16 protein-coding genes are annotated in these 20,052 nt (G+C 61.4%); 13 read left to right on the top strand and 3 right to left on the bottom strand.

The features are described 5' to 3' along the window. Nucleotides 1-3: 3 nt before the first annotated feature. The 9 genes from murD (at nucleotide 4) to lpxC (ending at nucleotide 10,466) form a co-directional block, all read left to right on the top strand. Complete coding sequence (gene murD, locus ACVW0Y_RS00445; protein WP_457435308.1) at nucleotides 4-1,353, top strand: UDP-N-acetylmuramoyl-L-alanine--D-glutamate ligase; 1,350 nt, start codon at nucleotides 4-6, stop codon at nucleotides 1,351-1,353. Nucleotides 1,354-1,364: 11 nt separating this feature from the next. Beyond that, entirely contained in the window at nucleotides 1,365-2,603 is a 1,239-nt protein-coding gene (gene ftsW, locus ACVW0Y_RS00450) for a putative lipid II flippase FtsW (protein WP_457435811.1), read from the top strand. Further along, nucleotides 2,593-3,663, top strand: a complete 1,071-nt coding sequence (gene murG / locus ACVW0Y_RS00455) for an undecaprenyldiphospho-muramoylpentapeptide beta-N-acetylglucosaminyltransferase (protein ID WP_457435310.1) — start codon at nucleotides 2,593-2,595, stop codon at nucleotides 3,661-3,663. Before ftsW ends, murG begins: the two co-directional genes overlap by 11 nt. A gap of 28 nt (nucleotides 3,664-3,691) precedes the next feature. Continuing rightward, nucleotides 3,692-5,110 (top strand): UDP-N-acetylmuramate--L-alanine ligase, encoded by a 1,419-nt coding sequence (gene murC / locus ACVW0Y_RS00460; protein ID WP_457435812.1) that lies wholly within the window; start codon nucleotides 3,692-3,694, stop codon nucleotides 5,108-5,110. Next, nucleotides 5,107-6,051, top strand: a complete 945-nt coding sequence (locus ACVW0Y_RS00465; RefSeq protein WP_457435311.1) for a D-alanine--D-alanine ligase — start codon at nucleotides 5,107-5,109, stop codon at nucleotides 6,049-6,051. Before murC ends, ACVW0Y_RS00465 begins: the two co-directional genes overlap by 4 nt. Nucleotides 6,052-6,055: 4 nt before the next feature. After that, nucleotides 6,056-6,934 (top strand): cell division protein FtsQ/DivIB, encoded by an 879-nt coding sequence (locus ACVW0Y_RS00470; protein ID WP_457435312.1) that lies wholly within the window; start codon nucleotides 6,056-6,058, stop codon nucleotides 6,932-6,934. A gap of 20 nt (nucleotides 6,935-6,954) precedes the next feature. Next, nucleotides 6,955-8,202 carry a cell division protein FtsA gene (gene ftsA / locus ACVW0Y_RS00475; RefSeq protein WP_457435314.1) on the top strand — a complete coding sequence of 416 codons (1,248 nt, stop codon included), beginning with the start codon at nucleotides 6,955-6,957 and terminating at the stop codon, nucleotides 8,200-8,202. A 56-nt stretch (nucleotides 8,203-8,258) separates the two neighbouring features. Beyond that, nucleotides 8,259-9,443 carry a cell division protein FtsZ gene (gene ftsZ / locus ACVW0Y_RS00480; protein ID WP_457435315.1) on the top strand — a complete coding sequence of 395 codons (1,185 nt, stop codon included), beginning with the start codon at nucleotides 8,259-8,261 and terminating at the stop codon, nucleotides 9,441-9,443. Between the two features lie 111 nt (nucleotides 9,444-9,554). After that, entirely contained in the window at nucleotides 9,555-10,466 is a 912-nt protein-coding gene (gene lpxC, locus ACVW0Y_RS00485; RefSeq protein ID WP_108098520.1) for a UDP-3-O-acyl-N-acetylglucosamine deacetylase, read from the top strand. Between the two features lie 151 nt (nucleotides 10,467-10,617). On the opposite strand, the gene ACVW0Y_RS00490 is transcribed toward lpxC, so the two are convergent. Beyond that, complete coding sequence (locus ACVW0Y_RS00490) at nucleotides 10,618-11,067, bottom strand: DUF721 domain-containing protein (RefSeq protein ID WP_457435317.1); 450 nt, start codon at nucleotides 11,065-11,067, stop codon at nucleotides 10,618-10,620. A gap of 360 nt (nucleotides 11,068-11,427) precedes the next feature. Here ACVW0Y_RS00490 and secA point away from each other — a divergent pair, with 360 nt between their 5' ends. The 4 genes from secA (at nucleotide 11,428) to ACVW0Y_RS00510 (ending at nucleotide 17,270) form a co-directional block, all read left to right on the top strand. Further along, the gene (gene secA, locus ACVW0Y_RS00495) at nucleotides 11,428-14,163 is read left to right on the top strand and encodes a preprotein translocase subunit SecA (protein WP_457435319.1); all 2,736 of its coding nucleotides are present in this window, start codon (nucleotides 11,428-11,430) and stop codon (nucleotides 14,161-14,163) included. 127 nt (nucleotides 14,164-14,290) lie between these two features. Further along, nucleotides 14,291-15,508: a bifunctional glutamate N-acetyltransferase/amino-acid acetyltransferase ArgJ gene (gene argJ, locus ACVW0Y_RS00500; protein ID WP_457435321.1), complete on the top strand. Its 1,218-nt coding sequence runs from the start codon at nucleotides 14,291-14,293 to the stop codon at nucleotides 15,506-15,508. Between the two features lie 182 nt (nucleotides 15,509-15,690). Next, nucleotides 15,691-16,314: a glutathione S-transferase family protein gene (locus tag ACVW0Y_RS00505; RefSeq protein ID WP_457435323.1), complete on the top strand. Its 624-nt coding sequence runs from the start codon at nucleotides 15,691-15,693 to the stop codon at nucleotides 16,312-16,314. A gap of 5 nt (nucleotides 16,315-16,319) precedes the next feature. Next, nucleotides 16,320-17,270, top strand: coding sequence for a Nudix family hydrolase (locus tag ACVW0Y_RS00510; protein ID WP_457435324.1), 951 nt, complete (start codon nucleotides 16,320-16,322; stop codon nucleotides 17,268-17,270). Between the two features lie 98 nt (nucleotides 17,271-17,368). Here ACVW0Y_RS00510 and ACVW0Y_RS00515 read toward each other — a convergent pair whose 3' ends face one another. Together ACVW0Y_RS00515 and ACVW0Y_RS00520 are read right to left on the bottom strand one after the other, a co-directional pair. Next, complete coding sequence (locus ACVW0Y_RS00515; RefSeq protein WP_457435326.1) at nucleotides 17,369-17,947, bottom strand: cob(I)yrinic acid a,c-diamide adenosyltransferase; 579 nt, start codon at nucleotides 17,945-17,947, stop codon at nucleotides 17,369-17,371. A gap of 2 nt (nucleotides 17,948-17,949) precedes the next feature. Next, nucleotides 17,950-19,986: a sensor histidine kinase gene (locus tag ACVW0Y_RS00520; protein ID WP_457435327.1), complete on the bottom strand. Its 2,037-nt coding sequence runs from the start codon at nucleotides 19,984-19,986 to the stop codon at nucleotides 17,950-17,952. Nucleotides 19,987-20,052 lie beyond the last annotated feature (66 nt).

The raw sequence follows: 20,052 nt of genomic DNA on the forward strand, positions 1-20,052 counted from the left end.
CCAATGAGCCTGATCGCTTCTGACCACTTCCGCATCGTTGTCGGCCTCGGCAAGAGCGGCATGTCCCTGGTGCGTTTCCTCGCACGCCAGGGCATCCGCTTTGCTGTGGCCGACACGCGCGAGAACCCGCCGGAACTGGCCAGCATTCGTGCCCAGTACCCGCAGGTGGAAGTGCGTTGTGGCGAGCTGGACGTGGAGTTCCTGTGTCGCGCCGACGAGCTTTATGTGAGCCCCGGCCTGGCCCTGGCCACACCGGCGCTGCAGCAAGCCGCGGCCCGTGGCGTGAAGCTGCTGGGTGATATCGAATTGTTCGCCCGCCATGCCAAGGCACCGATTGTGGCCATCACCGGCTCCAACGCGAAAAGCACCGTGACCACCCTGGTGGGTGAGATGGCGGTGGCTGCCGGCAAACGTGTGGCAGTGGGCGGCAACCTTGGCACCCCGGCACTGGATCTGCTCAGCGATGACGTCGAGCTGTATGTGATCGAGCTGTCGAGCTTCCAACTGGAAACCACCGACCAGCTGAATGCCGAAGTGGCCACCGTGCTGAATATCAGCGAAGACCATATGGACCGTTACAGCGGTCTGCCGGCTTATCACCTGGCCAAGCACCGGATCTTCCGTGGCGCGCGGCAGGTGGTGGTGAATCGTCAGGACGGCCTGTCCCGTCCGCTGATTGGCGAGAACACGCCGTGCTGGACCTTCGGCCTGAACAAGCCCGACTTCAAAGGCTTCGGCTTGGTGGAAGAAGGCGGCGAAAAATACCTGGCCTTCCAGTTCGACACGCTGATGCCAGCGCGTGAACTGAAAGTGCGTGGTGCCCACAACCAGGCCAATGCCCTGGCGGCATTGGCCCTGGGCCATGCTGTGGGCTTGCCGTTCGAAGCGATGTTGCAAGCGCTGCGTGAATTCACCGGCCTGGCGCACCGTTGCCAGTGGTTGCGTGAGCGCGATGGCGTGAGCTACTACGACGACTCCAAAGCCACCAACGTTGGTGCCGCTCTCGCCGCCATCGAAGGCCTGGGTGCGGATATCGCTGGCAAGCTGGTGCTGGTCGCTGGCGGTGACGGCAAGGGCGCGGATTTCTCCGCCCTGCGTGCGCCGGTGGCGGCCCATTGCCGTGCGGTGATCCTGCTCGGTCGCGATGCGCCGCTGCTGGCCGATGTGCTGGCCGATACCGGTGTGCCGCTGATTCGCGTGCAGACACTGGACGAGTCGGTGGCCAAGGCCGCCGAGCTGGCGCAAAGCGGCGATGCCGTGCTGCTGTCGCCGGCCTGTGCCAGCCTGGACATGTTCAAGAACTTCGAAGAGCGCGGGCGTCTGTTTGCCCAAGCGGTAGGGGGGCTGAACTGATGCTCGCCCGTCTGCTCAGCGTTCTGCGCCCGTACCCGTCGCCACTGTTCAGCCGTCGCGGCATCGACCTCGACTTCCCGCTGCTGGCCGGTTGCCTGGCGCTGCTGGGCCTGGGCCTGGTGATGATTACCTCGGCCTCCACCGAAGTGGCGGCGGTGCAGACCGGCAATCCGTTCTATCACATGATCCGCCACCTCATTTATATGTGCATCGGCCTGGGTGCCGCCGGTTTGATGATGGTGATTCCCCTGGCCACCTGGCAGCGCATGGGCGGCACGTTGCTGGTGGTCGCCTTCGGTTTGCTGGTGCTGGTTTTGGTGCCGGGCATTGGCCGCGAAGTGAACGGTTCGATGCGCTGGATCGGCTTCGGTGCGTTCAACGTACAGCCGTCGGAAATCGCCAAGGTGTTCGCCGTGATTTACCTGGCCGGCTACCTGGTACGCCGTCAGGAAGAAGTGCGGGAAAGCTGGATGGGCTTCTTCAAGCCTTTCATCGTGCTGCTGCCAATGGCCGGTCTGCTGCTGATGGAGCCGGACTTCGGTGCCACCGTCGTACTGATGGGCGCTGCGGCGGCCATGTTGTTCCTTGGTGGCGTGGGCCTGTTCCGCTTCTCGCTGATGGTGGCCTTGGCCGTAGCCGCCGTATTTGTGCTGGTGCAGGCGCAACCCTACCGGATGGCGCGTCTGGTGACCTTTACCGACCCGTGGGCCGACCAGTTCGGTTCCGGCTACCAGCTCACGCAAGCGCTGATTGCCTTTGGTCGCGGCCAATGGCTGGGCGTGGGCCTGGGCAACAGCATCCAGAAGCAGTTCTACCTGCCCGAAGCGCACACCGACTTCGTGTACTCCGTGCTGGCCGAAGAGCTTGGCCTGTTCGGTTCGTTGGCCACCGTAGCGCTGTTCGTGTTCGTCAGCGTGCGCGCTCTGTACATCGGCCTGTGGGCCGAGAAAGCCAAACAATTCTTCGCCGCCTATGTCGCCTATGGCCTGGCGTTCCTGTGGATTGGTCAATTCCTGATCAATATCGGCGTGAACGTCGGCCTGCTGCCGACCAAGGGGCTGACCCTGCCGTTCCTCAGTTATGGCGGCAGTTCGCTGGTTATCTGCTGCGCCTGCCTGGGCTTGCTCCTGCGTATCGAGTGGGAGCGCCGGACGATTCTGGGCAGCGAGGATGTCGATTTCGTCGAGAGCGATTTCGCCGAAGATGCGCCTGCCGGCAAAGCGTCCAAGGAGGTGGTCCATGGCCGCTAATGTTCTGATCATGGCCGGCGGTACCGGCGGTCACGTGTTCCCGGCCCTGGCCTGCGCCCGCGAATTCCAGGCCCGTGGTTACACCGTGCACTGGCTGGGCACGCCGCGCGGCATCGAAAACCAATTGGTGCCGGAAGCCGGTCTGGAATTGCACCTGATCAACGTGGCCGGCCTGCGTGGCAAAGGCTTCCTCAACTTGTTGAAAGCCCCGTTCAGCCTGCTGCGCTCGCTGTTCCAGGCGCGTCGGATCGTGCGCAAGCTCAAGCCGGTGTGCGTGCTGGGCTTGGGCGGTTATGTCACCGGCCCTGGCGGGCTGGCGGCGAAGATGGCCGGCGTGCCGCTGATCATCCACGAACAAAATGCGGTGGCCGGTACGGCCAACCGCAGCCTGGTGCGTTTCGCTACCCGTGTGTGCGAAGCCTTTCCAAACACCTTCAAGGCCTCGGCCAAGCGCCGCACCACTGGCAACCCGGTGCGCGAAGAGCTGTTCCTGGAAACGCCGCGCGACACCCTCAAAGGTCGTCGTCCACGGTTGCTGATTCTGGGTGGCAGTTTGGGCGCTGAGCCGTTGAACAAATTGTTACCCGAAGCACTGCGCGAAGTGGCGGCGGAAATCCGTCCGGAAGTGGTGCACCAGTCTGGCAAGAACCACGATGAAATCACTGCGGACCGTTATCAGGCCGCCGGTGTCCAAGCGCACGTTGCGCCCTTTATCAAAGACATGGCCGGTGCGTATGCCTGGGCCGACCTGGTGGTGTGCCGCGCAGGCGCGCTGACCATCAGTGAACTGGCTGCTGCCGGTCTGCCGTCGATGTTGGTGCCGTTGCCGCACGCCATCGACGATCACCAGACCCGCAATGCCGATTATCTGGCGCGTGAAGGTGCTGCCTTCCTGCTGCCACAAGCGACTACTGGCGCCGCCGAACTGGCCGAGCGCCTGACCGAGGTTTTGATGCATCCCGAACGTCTGATTTACATGGCCAGCACCGCTCGCCGCCTGTCCAAGCCCGACGCGACGCGCACCGTAGTCGACATTTGCCTGGAGGTGGCCCGTGGTTGAGAGCCAGAAAGCGTTTCCGCAGCCAGAAATGCGCCGCATCCGTCGCATCCACTTCGTCGGTATCGGCGGCGCGGGCATGTGCGGTATTGCCGAGGTGTTGTTGAACCTCGGTTATGACGTCTCCGGCTCCGACATCAAAGGTTCGGCCGTCACCGAGCGCCTGCAGAATTTCGGCGCGCAGATATTTATCGGTCACCGCGCCGAGAACGCTCAGCACGCTGATGTGCTGGTGGTGTCCAGCGCCATCAACACCGCCAACCCGGAAGTGGCCAACGCCGTTGAGCGGCGCATCCCCATCGTGCCGCGCGCCGAGATGCTGGCTGAGCTGATGCGCTATCGCCACGGCATCGCCGTAGCCGGTACCCATGGCAAGACCACCACCACCAGTCTGATCGCCTCGGTTTTCGCCGCGGCCGGTCTGGACCCGACCTTCGTTATCGGTGGCCGCCTGAACGCTGCCGGCACCAACGCCCAGCTCGGCACCAGCCGCTATCTGGTGGCCGAGGCAGACGAGAGCGACGCCAGCTTCCTGCACCTGCAGCCGATGGTGGCCGTGGTCACCAATATCGACATGGACCATATGAGCACCTACGAAGGTGACTTCAACAAGTTGAAGAAAACCTTCGTCGAGTTCCTGCACAACCTGCCGTTCTACGGTCTGGCGGTGGTGTGCATCGATGACCCGGTGGTGCGCGAAATTCTGCCGCAAGTGAAACGCCCGACCATGACCTATGGCCTGAGCGAAGACGCCGATGTGCGCGCCATCAACCTCCGTCAGGACGGCATGCAAACCTACTTCACCGTGCTGCGCGCCGGCCGTGAGCCGTTGGATGTGTCGGTAAAAATGCCGGGCAACCACAACGTACTGAACTCGCTGGCGACCATCGCCATCGCCACTGACGAAGGACTCAGCGATGAAGCCATCGTGCAAGGCTTGTCGTGCTTTGAAGGCGTGGGTCGGCGCTTTCAGGTGTACGGCGAGTTGCCGGTGGAAGGCGGCAACGTGATGCTGGTGGACGACTACGGTCACCACCCGCGCGAAGTGGCGGCGGTGATCAAAGCCGTACGCGGCGGCTGGCCTGAGCGCCGCCTGGTGATGGTCTACCAGCCGCACCGCTATAGCCGTACCCGCGATCTGTACGACGATTTCGTGCAAGTGCTGGCCGACGCCAATGTGCTGTTGCTGATGGAAGTGTACCCGGCGGGCGAGGAGCCAATTCCCGGTGCCGACAGCCGTCAGCTGTGCCATAGCATTCGTCAGCGCGGCCAGTTGGACCCTATCTATATCGAGCGCGGCACCGAGCTGGCGCCGATCGTCAAGCCGTTGCTGCGCGCCGGCGACATCCTTCTGTGCCAAGGTGCCGGGGATATCGGTGGCCTGGCGCCGCAGTTGTTGCAGAGCCCGTTGTTTGCCGGCGCGGTTGCCGCCGGTGGGAGTAAGAAATGAGTCGCCTGTTGCAAGCTAACCTGGCCCCTGAAGCCTTCGGCCGCGTTGCCGTGCTGTTCGGCGGTAAAAGCGCTGAGCGTCCTGTGTCGCTGAAGTCCGGCGCTGCCGTGCTGGAAGCGCTGCAAGCGGCTGGCGTGGATGCGTTTGGCATCGATGTCGGCGATGACTTCCTGCAGCGACTGGTCAGCGAGAAGATCGACCGCGCCTTTATCGTGCTGCACGGTCGTGGCGGCGAAGACGGCAGCATGCAAGGCCTGCTGGAGTGCGTGGGCATTCCGTACACCGGTAGCCGTGTGCTGGCCTCGGCCCTGGCCATGGACAAGCTGCGCACCAAACAAGTCTGGCAGAGCCTGGGCCTGTCCACGCCGCGTCATGCGGTGTTGGCCAGCGTTGATGACTGCCGGTCGGCGGCCACGGAACTGGGTTTCCCACTGATCGTCAAACCGGCCCATGAAGGTTCCAGTATCGGCATGGCCAAAGTGACCAGCGTGGATGAGCTGATCAGCGCCTGGCGTGACGCCAGCGGCTATGACTCGCAGGTGTTGGTCGAGCAATGGATCTCGGGTCCGGAATTCACCATTGCCGTATTGCGTGGCGAAGTACTGCCGCCGATTGGCCTGGGCACCCCGCACACGTTTTACGACTACGACGCCAAGTACCTGGCCAATGACACCCAGTACCGCATCCCGTGCGGCCTGGACGCGGCCAAGGAACAGGAACTCAAAGACCTCACCGCCCGTGCCTGTGAAGCCGTAGGTATCCAGGGTTGGGCGCGTGCCGACGTGATGCAGGACAAAGACGGCAAATTCTGGCTGCTGGAAGTCAACACCGTTCCGGGTATGACCGACCACAGCCTGGTACCCATGGCCGCTCGCGCAGCAGGGCTGGATTTCCAGCAGCTGGTCGTGGCGATTCTTTCCGACAGCGTTGAGGCTCGATAAGACCATGCACGGCGCAACCCTCCGTCATCAGCAACCTGTTCCCGGCCGCGGCGCTTTGCCACGCAAGCCGGCGCAGCGGGGTGCCAGTCGGATGGTGGCCAAAGAACCGTTGTCGGTGCGCGTGCCCAAGCCGAGCTTCTCGGCGATCAAACGCGTGCTTTGGCCGGTGCTGTTGCTGGTGCTCGGTTTTGGTACCTACGAAGCGGCGCAGCGCCTGCTGCCGTATGCCGACCGGCCGATTGCCAAAATCAGCGTGCAGGGCGAGCTCAGCTATATCAGCCAGCAGGCGGTGCAGCAGCGCATCGCGCCTTACGTGGCGGCGAGCTTCTTTACCGTCGACCTGGCCGGCATGCGTGCCGAGCTGGAAAAAATGCCCTGGATTGCCCATGCCGAAGTACGTCGCGTATGGCCGGACACCGTGACCATTTCACTGGAAGAACAACTGCCAGTCGCTCGTTGGGGCGACGAAGCGCTGCTGAATAACCAGGGCCAGGCCTTCACCCCGCGCGAGTTGGCCAACTACGAAAATCTGCCGCAACTGGTGGGCCCGCAGCGCGCTCAGGAAGATGTGATGCAGCGCTACCAGATGCTCAGCCAGATGCTGCGCCCGCTGGGTTTCTCGGTGGCCCGCCTGGAGCTGCGTGAGCGCGGCAGCTGGTTCCTCACCACCGGGGTGAATAACACCGGACAAAGTATTGAGTTGTTGTTGGGTCGCGACCATCTGGTCGAAAAAATGCGCCGTTTCGTGACCATCTACGACAAGAGTTTGAAAGAGCAGATCGCCAATATTTCGCGCATCGACCTGCGTTACTCCAACGGCCTGGCCGTGGCGTGGCGTGAACCGATTGCGCCGGCGACGGCCAAAACCGTCGCCCAGAAGTGAATTCAGGAGAAGGCAGCAACATGGCAAACGTGCAGAGCGGCAAGATGATCGTCGGCCTCGATATCGGCACCTCCAAAGTGGTGGCGCTGGTGGGCGAGGTCACGGCTGACGGCCAGCTGGAAATCGTTGGTATCGGTACTCATCCATCCCGTGGCCTGAAGAAGGGCGTGGTGGTGAATATCGAATCCACCGTGCAGTCGATTCAGCGCGCCATCGAGGAAGCGCAGATGATGGCTGGCTGCCGTATTCACTCGGCCTTCGTCGGCGTGGCCGGCAACCATATCCGCAGCCTCAACTCCCACGGCATCGTCGCCATTCGCGACCGTGAAGTCAGCCAGGCCGACCTCGAGCGCGTACTGGATGCCGCCCAGGCCGTGGCCATTCCGGCTGACCAGCGGGTGCTGCACACCCTGCCGCAGGACTACGTGATCGATAACCAGGAAGGCGTGCGCGAGCCGCTGGGCATGTCGGGCGTGCGTCTGGAAGCCAAGGTGCATGTGGTGACCTGCGCGGTGAACGCGGCGCAGAACATCGAGAAATGCGTACGCCGCTGCGGTCTGGAAGTAGACGACATCATTCTTGAGCAGCTGGCTTCTGCGTATGCCGTGCTGACCGATGACGAGAAAGAGCTGGGCGTGTGCCTGGTGGACATCGGCGGCGGTACTACCGATATCGCCATCTTCACCGAAGGCGCGATTCGCCACACCGCGGTGATCCCGATTGCCGGCGACCAGGTCACCAACGACATCGCCATGGCGCTGCGTACCCCGACCCAGTACGCCGAAGAAATCAAGATTCGCTACGCCTGCGCCCTGGCCAAGCTGGCTGGCGCTGGCGAAACCATCAAGGTGCCAAGCGTGGGTGATCGTCCGCCCCGTGACCTGTCGCGTCAGTCCCTGGCTGAAGTGGTGGAGCCGCGTTACGACGAGCTGTTCACCCTGGTCCAGGCTGAGCTGCGCCGCAGCGGTTACGAAGACCTGATCCCGGCCGGCATCGTCCTCACCGGCGGCACTTCCAAGATGGAAGGCGCGGTGGAACTGGCTGAAGAAATCTTCCACATGCCGGTTCGCCTGGGCATGCCGCAAGGCATCAAAGGCCTGGCGGACGTGGTGCACAACCCGATTTATTCGACCGGCGTGGGCTTGCTCATGTACGGGCTGCAAAAGCAGAACGACGGCATCTCGCTGTCGGGTGGCAGCAGCTACAACGACGAACCAAAGACACCTGTACTGGAGCGGCTGAAACGCTGGGTCCAGGGCAATTTCTGATGTTAAACCGCGTGTGCTGTAGGCGTTACAACTAGAAAAGCAAAGGAGAGGGGACCATGTTCGAGCTCGTAGACAATATCCCGCAAAGTGCAGTTATCAAGGTCATCGGTGTGGGTGGCGGCGGCGGTAATGCTGTTAACCATATGGCCAAAAACAACATTGAAGGCGTCGAGTTCATCTGCGCCAACACGGACGCTCAGGCATTGAAAAATGTCGGCGCGCGTACCGTGCTGCAACTCGGTACTGGCGTGACCAAGGGCTTGGGCGCTGGTGCCAACCCGGAAGTCGGCCGTCAGGCTGCCATGGAAGACCGCGAGCGTATCGCCGAAGTGCTGCAAGGCACCGACATGGTCTTCATCACCACCGGCATGGGTGGCGGTACCGGTACCGGTGCGGCCCCGATCATTGCTGAAGTGGCCAAGGAAATGGGCATCCTCACCGTTGCGGTGGTGACCCGTCCGTTCCCGTTCGAAGGCCGCAAGCGCATGCTGATCGCCGAAGAAGGCATCCGCGCGCTGTCGATGAGCGTTGACTCGCTGATCACCATTCCCAACGAAAAACTGCTGACCATCCTCGGCAAAGACGCGAGCCTCTTGTCGGCTTTCGCCAAGGCTGACGATGTACTGGCCGGTGCCGTGCGCGGTATCTCCGACATCATCAAGCGTCCGGGCATGATCAACGTCGACTTCGCCGACGTGAAAACCGTGATGAGCGAAATGGGCATGGCGATGATGGGCACTGGCTGCGCCAGCGGTCCGAACCGTGCCCGTGAAGCGACCGAAGCAGCGATCCGCAACCCGCTGCTGGAAGACGTGAACCTGCAAGGCGCTCGCGGCATTCTGGTGAACATCACCGCCGGTCCTGACCTGTCTCTGGGTGAGTACTCCGACGTGGGTAACATCATTGAGCAGTTCGCGTCCGAGCAGGCTACCGTCAAGGTCGGCACTGTGATCGACCCGGACATGCGCGACGAACTGCACGTGACCGTGGTGGCTACAGGCCTGGGCGCGAAAATCGAGAAGCCGGTCAAGGTTATCGATAACACCGTGCAAGCAGCTGCCATGCCGTCCGCCGCTGCACCACGCCACGAACAGCCTGCGGTGAACTACCGCGACCTGGATCGTCCGACCGTAATGCGCAATCAGGCTCATGCTGGCGCTGCTGCTGCAGCCAAGCTGAACGCGCAGGACGATCTGGATTATCTGGATATCCCGGCGTTCCTGCGTCGTCAGGCTGATTGATGAAATGTATCAGGAGTATTGGGGTGATTGGTGTTCAGCACAGGCCGGGTCTGGTATCATCCCCGGCCATTGTTGAAAACAATTCGCAACTAGTGTTATAGCGGCCAATCCATGATCAAACAACGCACCCTGAAGAACATCATCCGCGCCACCGGCGTCGGCCTGCATTCTGGGGAGAAGGTTTACCTGACCCTCAAGCCGGCACCGGTCGATACCGGTATCGTGTTTCGTCGTACCGACTTGGACCCCGTCGTGGAAATTCGCGCACGTGCCGAGAATGTCGGTGAAACCACCATGTCGACCACACTGGTCAATGGTGATGTGAAAGTGGACACCGTGGAGCACCTGCTTTCGGCCATGGCTGGCCTGGGCATCGATAACGCCTACGTCGAGCTCTCCGCGTCCGAAGTGCCGATCATGGACGGTAGTGCTGGCCCCTTCGTATTCCTGATTCAATCCGCTGGTCTGCAAGAGCAGGAAGCGGCGAAGAAATTCATCCGCATCACCCGCGAAGTAACGGTTGTAGAGGGCGACAAGCGCGCCACCTTCGTTCCCTTCGATGGTTTCAAGGTGAGTTTCGAGATCGATTTCGATCACCCGGTTTTCCGCAATCGCACCCAGAGCGCGAGCGTGGATTTCTCCAGCACCTCCTTCGTAAAAGAAGTGAGCCGTGCGCGGACTTTCGGTTTTATGAGTGACATCGAGTTCCTGCGTTCACAGAACCTGGCACTCGGCGGCAGCGTAGAAAACGCCATCGTGGTTGATGAGTTTCGCGTATTGAACGAAGACGGCCTTCGCTACGAAGACGAATTCGTTAAGCACAAGATTCTTGACGCTATCGGCGACCTCTACCTGCTGGGTAACAGCCTGATTGGCGAGTTCCGCGGCTTCAAGTCGGGGCATGCGCTGAACAACCGTCTGTTGCGCACCTTGATTGAGCAACGTGACGCTTGGGAAGTGGTGACTTTCGACGACGTGAAGAGCGCGCCGATTTCGTACATGCGACCAGTTGCGGCTGGTTGAGCAATACCCTCCTTAGCTGTTTCTTAAAGCCACCTTCGGGTGGCTTTTTTTATGAGCATTTAAAAGCAATCGCGGCTGAAGCCGCTGCTACGGAATACGCGGTCCCCGTAGGAGCGGCTTCAGCCGCGACGCTTTTCTTTACCAGTCGAACTCAATCTTTCCCGTGCCGCGCCAAGCGCTCCAGCGCCGCGCGTAAGCCCGGGTCGCTGATCCCTTCCGCCACTTCCTGAATCCCTTCTGCCGTTTCGCTAGACAGCTGCATCGTGTGCCCGCGCATCTTGGCGACGCCGACCCGTGGCTGCACTTTAAAGAGAATGCGGGTGAGGCCGCGGAACGCTTCCAGCATTTGCAGTTGCCGCTCCAGGCGGCGCTGTTGATAGCGCAAACGGGTGGCCCAGTGGCCGTCTGTGACAATCAGTAGCAGGCAGCCTTCGCGCCACGAGGCAACGTGGCAGTGTTCACGAGCGGCAGGTTGCAGTTGGCTTTCCAGCAGGCGCTGCAAATGATCCAGGCGATGCGCCTGATTGATCAGCGCTTGCAACGGCTTGGCGTCGCGGAGCACAGCGGTGTGGCCCTTGGCGGGCAGCGGGCGGAAAGCCATGGCGACGGGTCTTCGGGGGGTGGGCGGTCATGGTAGCAGAAGCAGCTTGGCGTCTGCGCCGAGGGCTGTCGGGCAGGGGGTTGATTGAGGAAAAAGTGCCCCCATATACAAGCCTTGGAAATGTTTACTAGTTGTAACTGGTCAGGTTTTACGTCGACAACAATCAGACTGAGTAGTCAATTTTGTAGTCCGTAACTGAATAGCCTGTGGCGAAAACATCAGCTGCTGGCACAGTGCAACAACGCTACTTTCCTCAATAACGATTCCGGGTAGAATGCCCGCTTCGCAAGCAGCCATGAAGGCTGCGCGGGCTGCTCACGGGGCCGCCCTCCATCCATATGTGTGGAAGATCCTGCCGATATGTTTGCGCCTTTGTTAAAAAAACTCTTTGGAAGCAAGAACGAGCGCGAAGTGAAGCGCATGCAGAAGGTGGTGCAAGCCGCCAATTCGTTCGAAGAGCAGATGCTGGCTCTGTCCGACGAGCAGCTGCGCGCCAAGACCGAAGAGTTCAAGGCCCGTCTGGCCAAAGGCGAAACCCTCGACCAACTGTTACCTGAAGCCTTCGCGGTCGCCCGTGAAGCGGGTAAGCGCGTGATGGGCATGCGTCACTTCGACGTTCAGCTGATCGGTGGCGCCACCCTGCATGAAGGCAAGATCGCCGAGATGCGTACCGGTGAAGGTAAAACCCTGGTGGGTACCCTGGCCGTTTACCTCAACGCCCTGTCTGGCAAAGGCGTACACGTGGTTACGGTGAACGACTACCTGGCTCGCCGCGACGCCAACTGGATGCGTCCGCTGTATGAGTTCCTCGGCCTGTCCGTAGGTATCGTCAGCCCGTTCCAGCCGCCGGAAGAAAAGCGCGCCGCTTATGCGTCCGACATCACCTACGGTACCAACAACGAATTCGGCTTCGACTACCTGCGCGACAACATGGCGTTCAGCGTTGAAGAGAAGTTCCAGCGTGAGTTGAACTTCGCGGTGATCGACGAAGTGGACTCGATCCTCATCGACGAAGCCCGTACCCCGCTGATCATCTCCGGCCAGGCCGAAGACAGCTCCAAGCTGTACATGCAGATCAACCTGCTGATTCCACGCCTCAAGCAACATATCGAGGAAGTGGAAGGCGTAGTGACCCAGGAAGGCCATTTCACCGTTGATGAAAAGACCCGTCAGGTCGAACTCAACGAAGCCGGTCACCAGTTCATCGAAGACATGCTTACCCACGCCGGCCTCCTGGCCGAAGGCGAAAGTCTGTACTCGGCGCACAACCTCGGTCTGCTGACCCACGTGTATGCCGGCCTGCGTGCCCACAAACTGTTCCACCGCAACGTCGAGTACATCGTGCAGAACGACCAGGTTCTGCTGGTCGACGAGCACACCGGCCGTACCATGCCGGGTCGTCGTCTGTCCGAAGGCCTGCACCAGGCCATCGAAGCGAAGGAAGGTCTGAATATCCAGGCCGAGAGCCAGACCCTGGCTTCCACCACCTTCCAGAACTACTTCCGTCTGTACAGCAAACTCTCCGGCATGACCGGTACCGCTGACACCGAAGCGTTCGAGTTCCACCAGATCTACAACCTGCCGGTGGTGGTCATTCCGCCGAACAAGCCGCTGGCCCGTAAAGACTTCAACGACCTGGTGTACCTGACCCAGGAAGAGAAGTACGCCGCCATCGTTGCCGACATCAAGGAAAGCCAGGCTGTTGGCCGTCCGATCCTGGTGGGTACGGCGTCTATCGACAGCTCGGAATACGTGTCCAAGCTGCTGGAACAAGAAGGCATCGAGCACAAAGTACTCAACGCCAAGTTCCACGAGAAAGAAGCCGAAATCATTGCCCAGGCCGGTCGCCCGGGTGCGCTGACCATCGCCACCAACATGGCTGGTCGCGGTACCGACATTCTGTTGGGCGGTAACTGGGAAGTCGAAGTGGCCGCCCTGGAAAACCCGACCGAAGAGCAGATCGCGCAGATCAAGGCCGACTGGCACAAGCGTCACCAACTGGTGATCGAGTCCGGTGGCTTGCATGTAATTGCGTCCGAGCGTCACGAATCGCGCCGTATCGACAACCAGCTGCGTGGCCGTTCCGGCCGTCAGGGCGACCCGGGTTCCAGCCGTTTCTACCTGTCGCTGGAAGACAACCTGATGCGCATCTTCGCCTCCGACCGGGTGAAGAACTTTATGAAGGCCCTGGGCATGCAGTCCGGCGAAGCCATCGAGCACCGCATGGTCAGCAACGCCATCGAAAAGGCCCAACGCAAAGTGGAAGGCCGCAACTTCGACATGCGTAAGCAACTGCTGGAGTTCGACGACGTCGCCAACGAGCAGCGCAAAGTGATCTACCACATGCGCAACAGCCTGCTGGCCGCCAGCGATATCGGCGACACCATCGCCGACTTCCGTCAGGAAGTGCTGGATAACACCATCAATCAGCACATTGCCCCGCAATCGCTGCCCGAACAGTGGGATATCGCCGGTCTGGAAACTGCGCTGTTCAACGACTTCAGCATCAAGTTGCCGATCCAGCAGTGGCTCGACGACGACGCCCAGCTGTACGAAGAGCCGCTGCGTGCGCGCATCCTCGAAGAGCTGCTGAAGGCCTACAACGAAAAAGAAGACGCGGCCAGCGCCGAAGCCCTGCGTACCTTCGAGAAGCAGATTCTGCTGCGCGTACTGGACGACCTGTGGAAAGACCACCTGTCGACCATGGACCACCTGCGCCACGGTATTCACCTGCGTGGTTACGCGCAGAAGAACCCGAAGCAGGAGTACAAGCGCGAGTCCTTCACCCTGTTCCAGGAACTGCTGGATTCGATCAAACGCGACACCATTCGCGTTCTGTCCCACGTCCAAGTGCGTCGCGAAGACCCGGTCGAAGAAGAGGCGCGTCTGCGCCAGGAAGCCGAAGCTCTGGCCTCGCGCATGCAGTTTGAACACGCCGAAGCCTCGGCGCTGGACGAGCCTGAGCTGGAGCCGGAAGGTGAAGTGGCAGTCGCCACATTCGCACCCGTACGTAACGATCAGAAGATCGGTCGCAACGAACTCTGCTACTGCGGCTCGGGTAAGAAATACAAACATTGCCACGGCCAGATTTCTTAAGCCTGCAATGTAAAAGCTGTGTGATAAAACGCCGTGAACGAATTGCCGTTCGCGGCGTTTTTGCTTGAATTCATGCTGCGCCGAAGGGGCGCGGTTTTACTCGGTTTCTGCCAAGGAGCTCATCCCCATGCCTGTTGGTCTCGGTCCTCTGCCTACGCTGCACCCTGTCGCTGGTTTTGAACTCGGTATTTCCTCTGCCGGCATCAAGCGCGAGGGGCGCAAAGACGTGGTGGTGATGCGCTGTGCCGAAGGCTCGAGCGTTGCCGGAGTGTTCACCTTGAATGCTTTCTGCGCCGCGCCGGTGATTCTGGCGAAGAAAAACGTGGTCAACCCGGTGCGCTACCTGTTGACCAATACTGGCAATGCCAACGCCGGTACCGGCGAACCAGGCCTGCTAGCCGCTGCGCGTACCTGCGCCAAGCTGGCTGAACTGACCGGCGTGCCAGAGACCTCCGTGCTGCCGTTCTCCACTGGCGTTATCGGCGAGCCGCTGCCGGTGGAAAAAATCGAAGGTGCCCTGGCTGCCGCGCTGGCAGATCTGTCTGTGGATAACTGGGCGGCTGCGGCCAGCGGCATCATGACTACCGACACCCAGCCCAAAGGTGCCAGCCGCCAGTTCGTGCACGAAGGCGTGACCGTCACCGTAACCGGCATCAGCAAGGGTGCCGGGATGATCAAGCCGAATATGGCCACCATGCTTGGCTATATCGCCACTGACGCCAAAGTCTCCCAGGGCGTATTGCAGGACCTGCTACGCGATGCGGCGAACAAGTCGTTCAACCGCATCACCATCGACGGCGATACTTCTACCAACGATTGCTGCATCCTGGTCGCCACCGGCCAGGCCGAGCTGGCGGAAGTCACCCAGGCCAGCGGCGCGCTGTTCGCCGAGCTGAAGCAGGCCGTGCTGGATGTGTCCATGGAGTTGGCGCAAGCCATCGTCCGTGACGGCGAAGGCGCCACCAAGTTCGTCACTGTGCAAGCCAACGGTGGTGCTACCCACCAGGAATGCCTGGACGTCGCCTACGCCGTCGCCCACTCGCCGCTGATCAAGACGGCCCTGTTCGCCTCCGACCCGAACTGGGGCCGCATTCTGGCCGCTGTGGGTCGTGCCGGTGTGGCGCAGCTGGATGTGAGCAAGATCGACGTGTTCCTCGGTGACGTGTGCATCGCCAGCCGTGGCTGCCGCGCGACCACCTACACCGAAGAGCAGGGCGCTGCGGTAATGGCCCAGGAAGAGATCGGTATCCGTATCGAGCTGGGCCGCGGCACCTGCAGCGAAACCATCTGGACCACCGACCTGTCCCACGAGTACGTGCGCATCAACGCCGAATACCGCTCCTAAACCGTTTTGTGGGAAGGGCTTTAGCCGCGAGCTTTTGATAGAACATCGCGGCTAGAGCCCCTCCCACAGGGAATGCAGTATTCCCCGGACTTATCCGCGCATGAACAATCGGAATTTGCCCTGGGCCCAGACGCTGCCTATTGTCGCAGTTCGTTAATTGGGCTCAACAAAGGATGATGCACATGGCTCTCTCCCTGGTAATCGGCGACAAGACTTACTCCTCCTGGTCGCTGCGCGCCGCATTGGCGCTGGAGCTCTCCGGCACCCCTTACAGCGAGCAGGTAATCCGCCTGAACCAGCCGGATACCCGCGAGCGCATCCTCGAGCACTCGCCCACCGGTAAAGTGCCGCTGCTGAAAACTGCAGAAGGCTCGATCTGGGATTCCCTGGCTATCAGCGAATACCTCGCCGAAACCTTCCCTGAGGCCCATCTGTGGCCCCGTGGTGCCTATGCGCGTGCCATCGCCCGTAGCGTATGTGCGGAGATGCACAGCGGCTTTGTGCCCCTGCGTACGGCGATGCCCATGGACCTGTCGCGCGATCAGGCGTTGCCCGAGGTGCCGGCTGATGTTCTGGCCGATATCGAGCGCATCAGCGCCATCTGGGCGCGCTGCCGGAGCGAGTTTGGCCAGGACGGCCCCTATCTGTTTGGCCATGTCAGCCTGGCGGATGCCTTTTTTGCCCCGGTCGCCGTGCGTTTTCGCGGCTACCGGGCGGTGCTGTCGGCCGAGGCCGCAGCCTATGTTGAAACCATCTACCAGTGGCCGGCGTTCCAGCGCTGGCAGCAGGCAGCACGAGAGGAATAAACGGCGTGAAACGAGTGCATGTGGCGGCAGCGGTTATTCGTGGGACCGATGGGCGCATTTTGCTCGCCCGTCGCCCCGACGATAAACATCAGGGTGGCCTGTGGGAGTTCCCCGGCGGCAAGGTCGAGGAGGGCGAGTCGGTGCGCGCTGCCCTGGGCCGAGAGCTGGCCGAGGAGCTGGGCATTCAGGTGACGGCTGCACGGCCGCTGATTCAGGTGCGCCATGACTACCCGGACAAACATGTGCTGTTGGATGTCTGGGAAGTCAGCGCCTTTACCGGCGAGCCCCATGGGGCTGAAGGCCAGCCATTGGCTTGGGTAAGCAACCGTGAACTGAACGACTACGAATTCCCCGCCGCCAACCGCCCGATCGTGGCTGCTGCGCGTCTGCCCGAGCATTACCTGATTACCCCCGACAACCTGGAACCCAAGCAACTTTTGCTAGGGCTCAAGGCGGCCTTGGAAGGCGGCATTCGCCTGGTCCAGCTGCGTGCCCCGAACATGTACGACCCGCAGTACCGCGACCTTGCGGTGGACGCTGTCGGCCTGTGCGCCGGCCGTGCGCAGCTGATGCTCAAGGGACCGCTGGAATGGCTGGGCGATTTTCCGGCGGCTGGTTGGCACCTGACGTCGACCCAATTGCGCAAGCTGGTCAGCGGTGGTCGGCCGTTCCCGACGCATCGCTGGTTGGCAGCGTCCTGTCATAACGCTGAAGAGTTGGCGTTGGCGACGGAGATGGGCGTGGACTTCGTCACCCTGTCGCCGGTGCAGGCAACTCAGACTCACCCCGAGGCTCAGCCGTTGGGCTGGGAGGCGGCGCAGGAAATGATTGCGGGCTTCAATCAGCCGGTGTTTCTGCTCGGTGGGGTTGGCGCAGGGGCTACCGAAAAAGCCTGGGAGGCTGGTGCCCAGGGTGTGGCCGGCATTCGTGCGTTCTGGCCGCAGTTTTCTGACTGATAAATCCTCGTAGGAGCGGCTTTAGCCGCGATGCTTTTGATTCTGAAAAGCTCGCGGCTGAAGCCGCTCCTACAGGTCTGGTTATAGGACCGTCAATCTCACTCCGGCTTCGGCGCCGCCTGCCAAAGCACTTCGTTGATTTGCATACGTCGCCCAATCAGACGCGCCGCGACAAACAGCAAATCCGAAAGCCGATTTACATACGCCAATCCCACCCCTTTCAACGGTTCCAGCGCATTCAATTGCTGACACCGCCGTTCAGCGCTCCTGGCCTGCGCTCGGCACACATGGGCCTGCGCCACCAGCAATGAGCCACCCGGCAGAATAAAGTTCTCCAGCGGCCCCAGCTCTTCATTCCACAGATCGATGGCCGCCTCCAGGCGCTCTACCTCGGCCTGGTTCAACGCCTGGTACTGCGGCATCGCCAGTTCGCCACCGAGGTCAAACAGCCGGTGCTGGCAGGGCGTCAACACATCAATCACCTCGCTCAGCCCCGGCCACATCACTTCATGTTCGGCCAAGCCGGCCAGCAGCAAGCCAAGCTGGCTGTTGAGGCTGTCCAGCTCGCCCATGGCTTCGACACGAGGGTGATCCTTGGGCACGCGGCGGCCATCGGCCAGGCCGGTTTCGCCGGCATCGCCGGTGCGGGTGTAAATCTTCGACAGGCGAAAACCCATGTTCAGCTCTCTTCGAGGTAATCGGGGGGGGGCGTTGCCAGGGGCAGACGCAGGGTGAAGCAGGTGCCCTGGCCCAGGGTGGACTGCACCTCCATCTGGCCTTTGTGGTTGTTGGTAATGATGAAGTAGGAAACCGACAAGCCCAGGCCGGTGCCTTGGCCGACTTCCTTGGTGGTGAAGAAGGGTTCGAAGATGCGTTTGCGCACCAGCTCCGGCATGCCAATGCCGTTGTCTTCCACCTGAATCTCGGCCCAGGGCTCGGCCAGCCGGGTGCGCAGCACGATGCGCCCTGGTTCCAGCAACGAACCGGGTTTGGCCTCGCGCTGGTGAATGGCCTGGGCGGCGTTTTTCAGCAGGTTGAGCAGCACCTGTTCCAGCTCGTTGGCGATGCCCGGCACCAAGCCAACCTGCGGGTCGAATTCGCGCTCGATATTCAGGCCTTTGAAGTCGAAGCCTTCGGTGAGGTCGAAGTCGTTGCCGGCGATTTCTACCGCTTGGTCGAGCAGGGCGGGTAACTGGCAGGGGGCCAACTGCCGGTTGCTCATGCGGCTGAAGCTGAGCATATGGGTGACGATCTTCGCCGCCCGGGACCCCGCCTGCTGAATGCCATCGAGCAACTGCGGGACTTCGCGGCCTTGCAGGTATTGATAGACGGTATCCAGCGAGACGCCCACGGCGTCGGCCACTTCCTGATTGCGCGGCAGCTCGGCGGACAAGCGCCGGCGAATGTTCTGCACGTTATGCAGAATCGCCCCCAGGGGGTTGTTGATTTCGTGCGCCATACCGGCTGCCAGGCCGCCCACGGAGAGCATTTTTTCCGACTGCACCATCATTTCTTCCAGCGACAGGCGCTGGCTGATGTCATCGATACGGATCACCACGCCGCGCCCGGCACCACCCATCAAGGGGTAGAAGGTGAGGGCGTAATGGCACTTGGTGTCGCCTCGGGTCCAGGTCACCCGCTCGATTTTTTCCACCGTGTGGCGTTCGGCGGTGCGCTTGAGTTGCGGCAGGTAGGGTTTCAGCGGCGGGAAGGCGAGGAATACTGGCTGGTTCAGGGCTTCGTCCAGGCGTGTGCCGGAGAGGGCGCTGGCTTCCTGATTCCACTGGCTGACATACAGCTGTTCATCGAGGGCAATCAGCGCCGAGGGCATGGAGTCGATGATGCTATTGAGGTAATTCTGAAAGCCGGTGAGCTTTTTCTCGATCTTGCTACGCACCTGTACTTCCAGCTCCAGCTTGCGATTGGAGTGGCGGGTTTCTTCGGCCAGCCGCTGAGCCTGGTCGAAGGCCATCTGCGCGTCGTCGCGGGCGCGCTTGAGCTGCTGCTCGCGGGCTTCGATGCGCGACAACATGGTATTCACCGCTTCGGCCAGGCTGCCGATTTCGTCCTGATTGCCGCGCTCGGCGCGCAGGGCGTAGTTCTCTTCGCGGGTCACCTGGCGCGACAGCTCCTCCAGGCGGCGAATCGGGCGGGTCACCAGCCGGCGGATCTGCCGCGCCACCAGCGACCAGAGCAGCACACTGCAGGCCAGAATCACCAGGCTGGCGGTCAGGGTACCGGTGTAGAACGCGCCGGGCAGTTCGCTGGAGGCCACCAACAGCAAATGGCCGGGCGGTTTGCCTTCCTGCGGCAGTTCGAACAATTGGTTGGTGCGAAATTCGCCATAACGCCAGGTGGACAGTTGTTCGATGCGGCGTGGCAGATGCAGTTTTTCGCCATGCTCCAGCTGCGCCAGACGGCGGCCATCGCTGCCATACAGTGCTGCGGCGCGCAGCGGGCTGTAGCTGTCCAAGCGTTGCAGCAAGGCTTCGGCGGTGGCGCGTGAGCTCAAGGCCTCGTTGCTCAAGGCGGGTGTGGACAGCAGGCGACCGAGGGTCTGCAGGGCCTGGGGTGCCATATTTTCCTGGGAGATCCAGTAGGCGGCACTAATAAACGCCAGATTGGCCACCAGCAACACCGTGGTCAGCAACGCCAACAACGCCGCCAACAACTTGCGGCCGACCGACAGGTTTTCCAGGCGCTTGCGCAGGGACATAAGCGAGGCAACACCTTTTCTAGAGAGGTGGGCAGGGTAACGCCTGGTCAGAGGTAGCTCAACGAC

This window comes from Pseudomonas sp. TE3786, assembly GCF_054057335.1.

Coding starts and splice junctions, on each gene's coding strand:
- murD (WP_457435308.1), top strand. CDS start 4: ATGAGCCTGATCGCTTCTGACCACTTCCGCATCGTTGTCGGCCTCGGC.
- murG (WP_457435310.1), top strand. CDS start 2,593: ATGGCCGCTAATGTTCTGATCATGGCCGGCGGTACCGGCGGTCACGTG.
- murC (WP_457435812.1), top strand. CDS start 3,692: ATGCGCCGCATCCGTCGCATCCACTTCGTCGGTATCGGCGGCGCGGGC.
- ACVW0Y_RS00465 (WP_457435311.1), top strand. CDS start 5,107: ATGAGTCGCCTGTTGCAAGCTAACCTGGCCCCTGAAGCCTTCGGCCGC.
- ACVW0Y_RS00470 (WP_457435312.1), top strand. CDS start 6,056: ATGCACGGCGCAACCCTCCGTCATCAGCAACCTGTTCCCGGCCGCGGC.
- ftsA (WP_457435314.1), top strand. CDS start 6,955: ATGGCAAACGTGCAGAGCGGCAAGATGATCGTCGGCCTCGATATCGGC.
- ftsZ (WP_457435315.1), top strand. CDS start 8,259: ATGTTCGAGCTCGTAGACAATATCCCGCAAAGTGCAGTTATCAAGGTC.
- lpxC (WP_108098520.1), top strand. CDS start 9,555: ATGATCAAACAACGCACCCTGAAGAACATCATCCGCGCCACCGGCGTC.
- ACVW0Y_RS00490 (WP_457435317.1), bottom strand. CDS start 11,067: ATGGCTTTCCGCCCGCTGCCCGCCAAGGGCCACACCGCTGTGCTCCGC.
- secA (WP_457435319.1), top strand. CDS start 11,428: ATGTTTGCGCCTTTGTTAAAAAAACTCTTTGGAAGCAAGAACGAGCGC.
- argJ (WP_457435321.1), top strand. CDS start 14,291: ATGCCTGTTGGTCTCGGTCCTCTGCCTACGCTGCACCCTGTCGCTGGT.
- ACVW0Y_RS00505 (WP_457435323.1), top strand. CDS start 15,691: ATGGCTCTCTCCCTGGTAATCGGCGACAAGACTTACTCCTCCTGGTCG.
- ACVW0Y_RS00515 (WP_457435326.1), bottom strand. CDS start 17,947: ATGGGTTTTCGCCTGTCGAAGATTTACACCCGCACCGGCGATGCCGGC.
- ACVW0Y_RS00520 (WP_457435327.1), bottom strand. CDS start 19,986: ATGTCCCTGCGCAAGCGCCTGGAAAACCTGTCGGTCGGCCGCAAGTTG.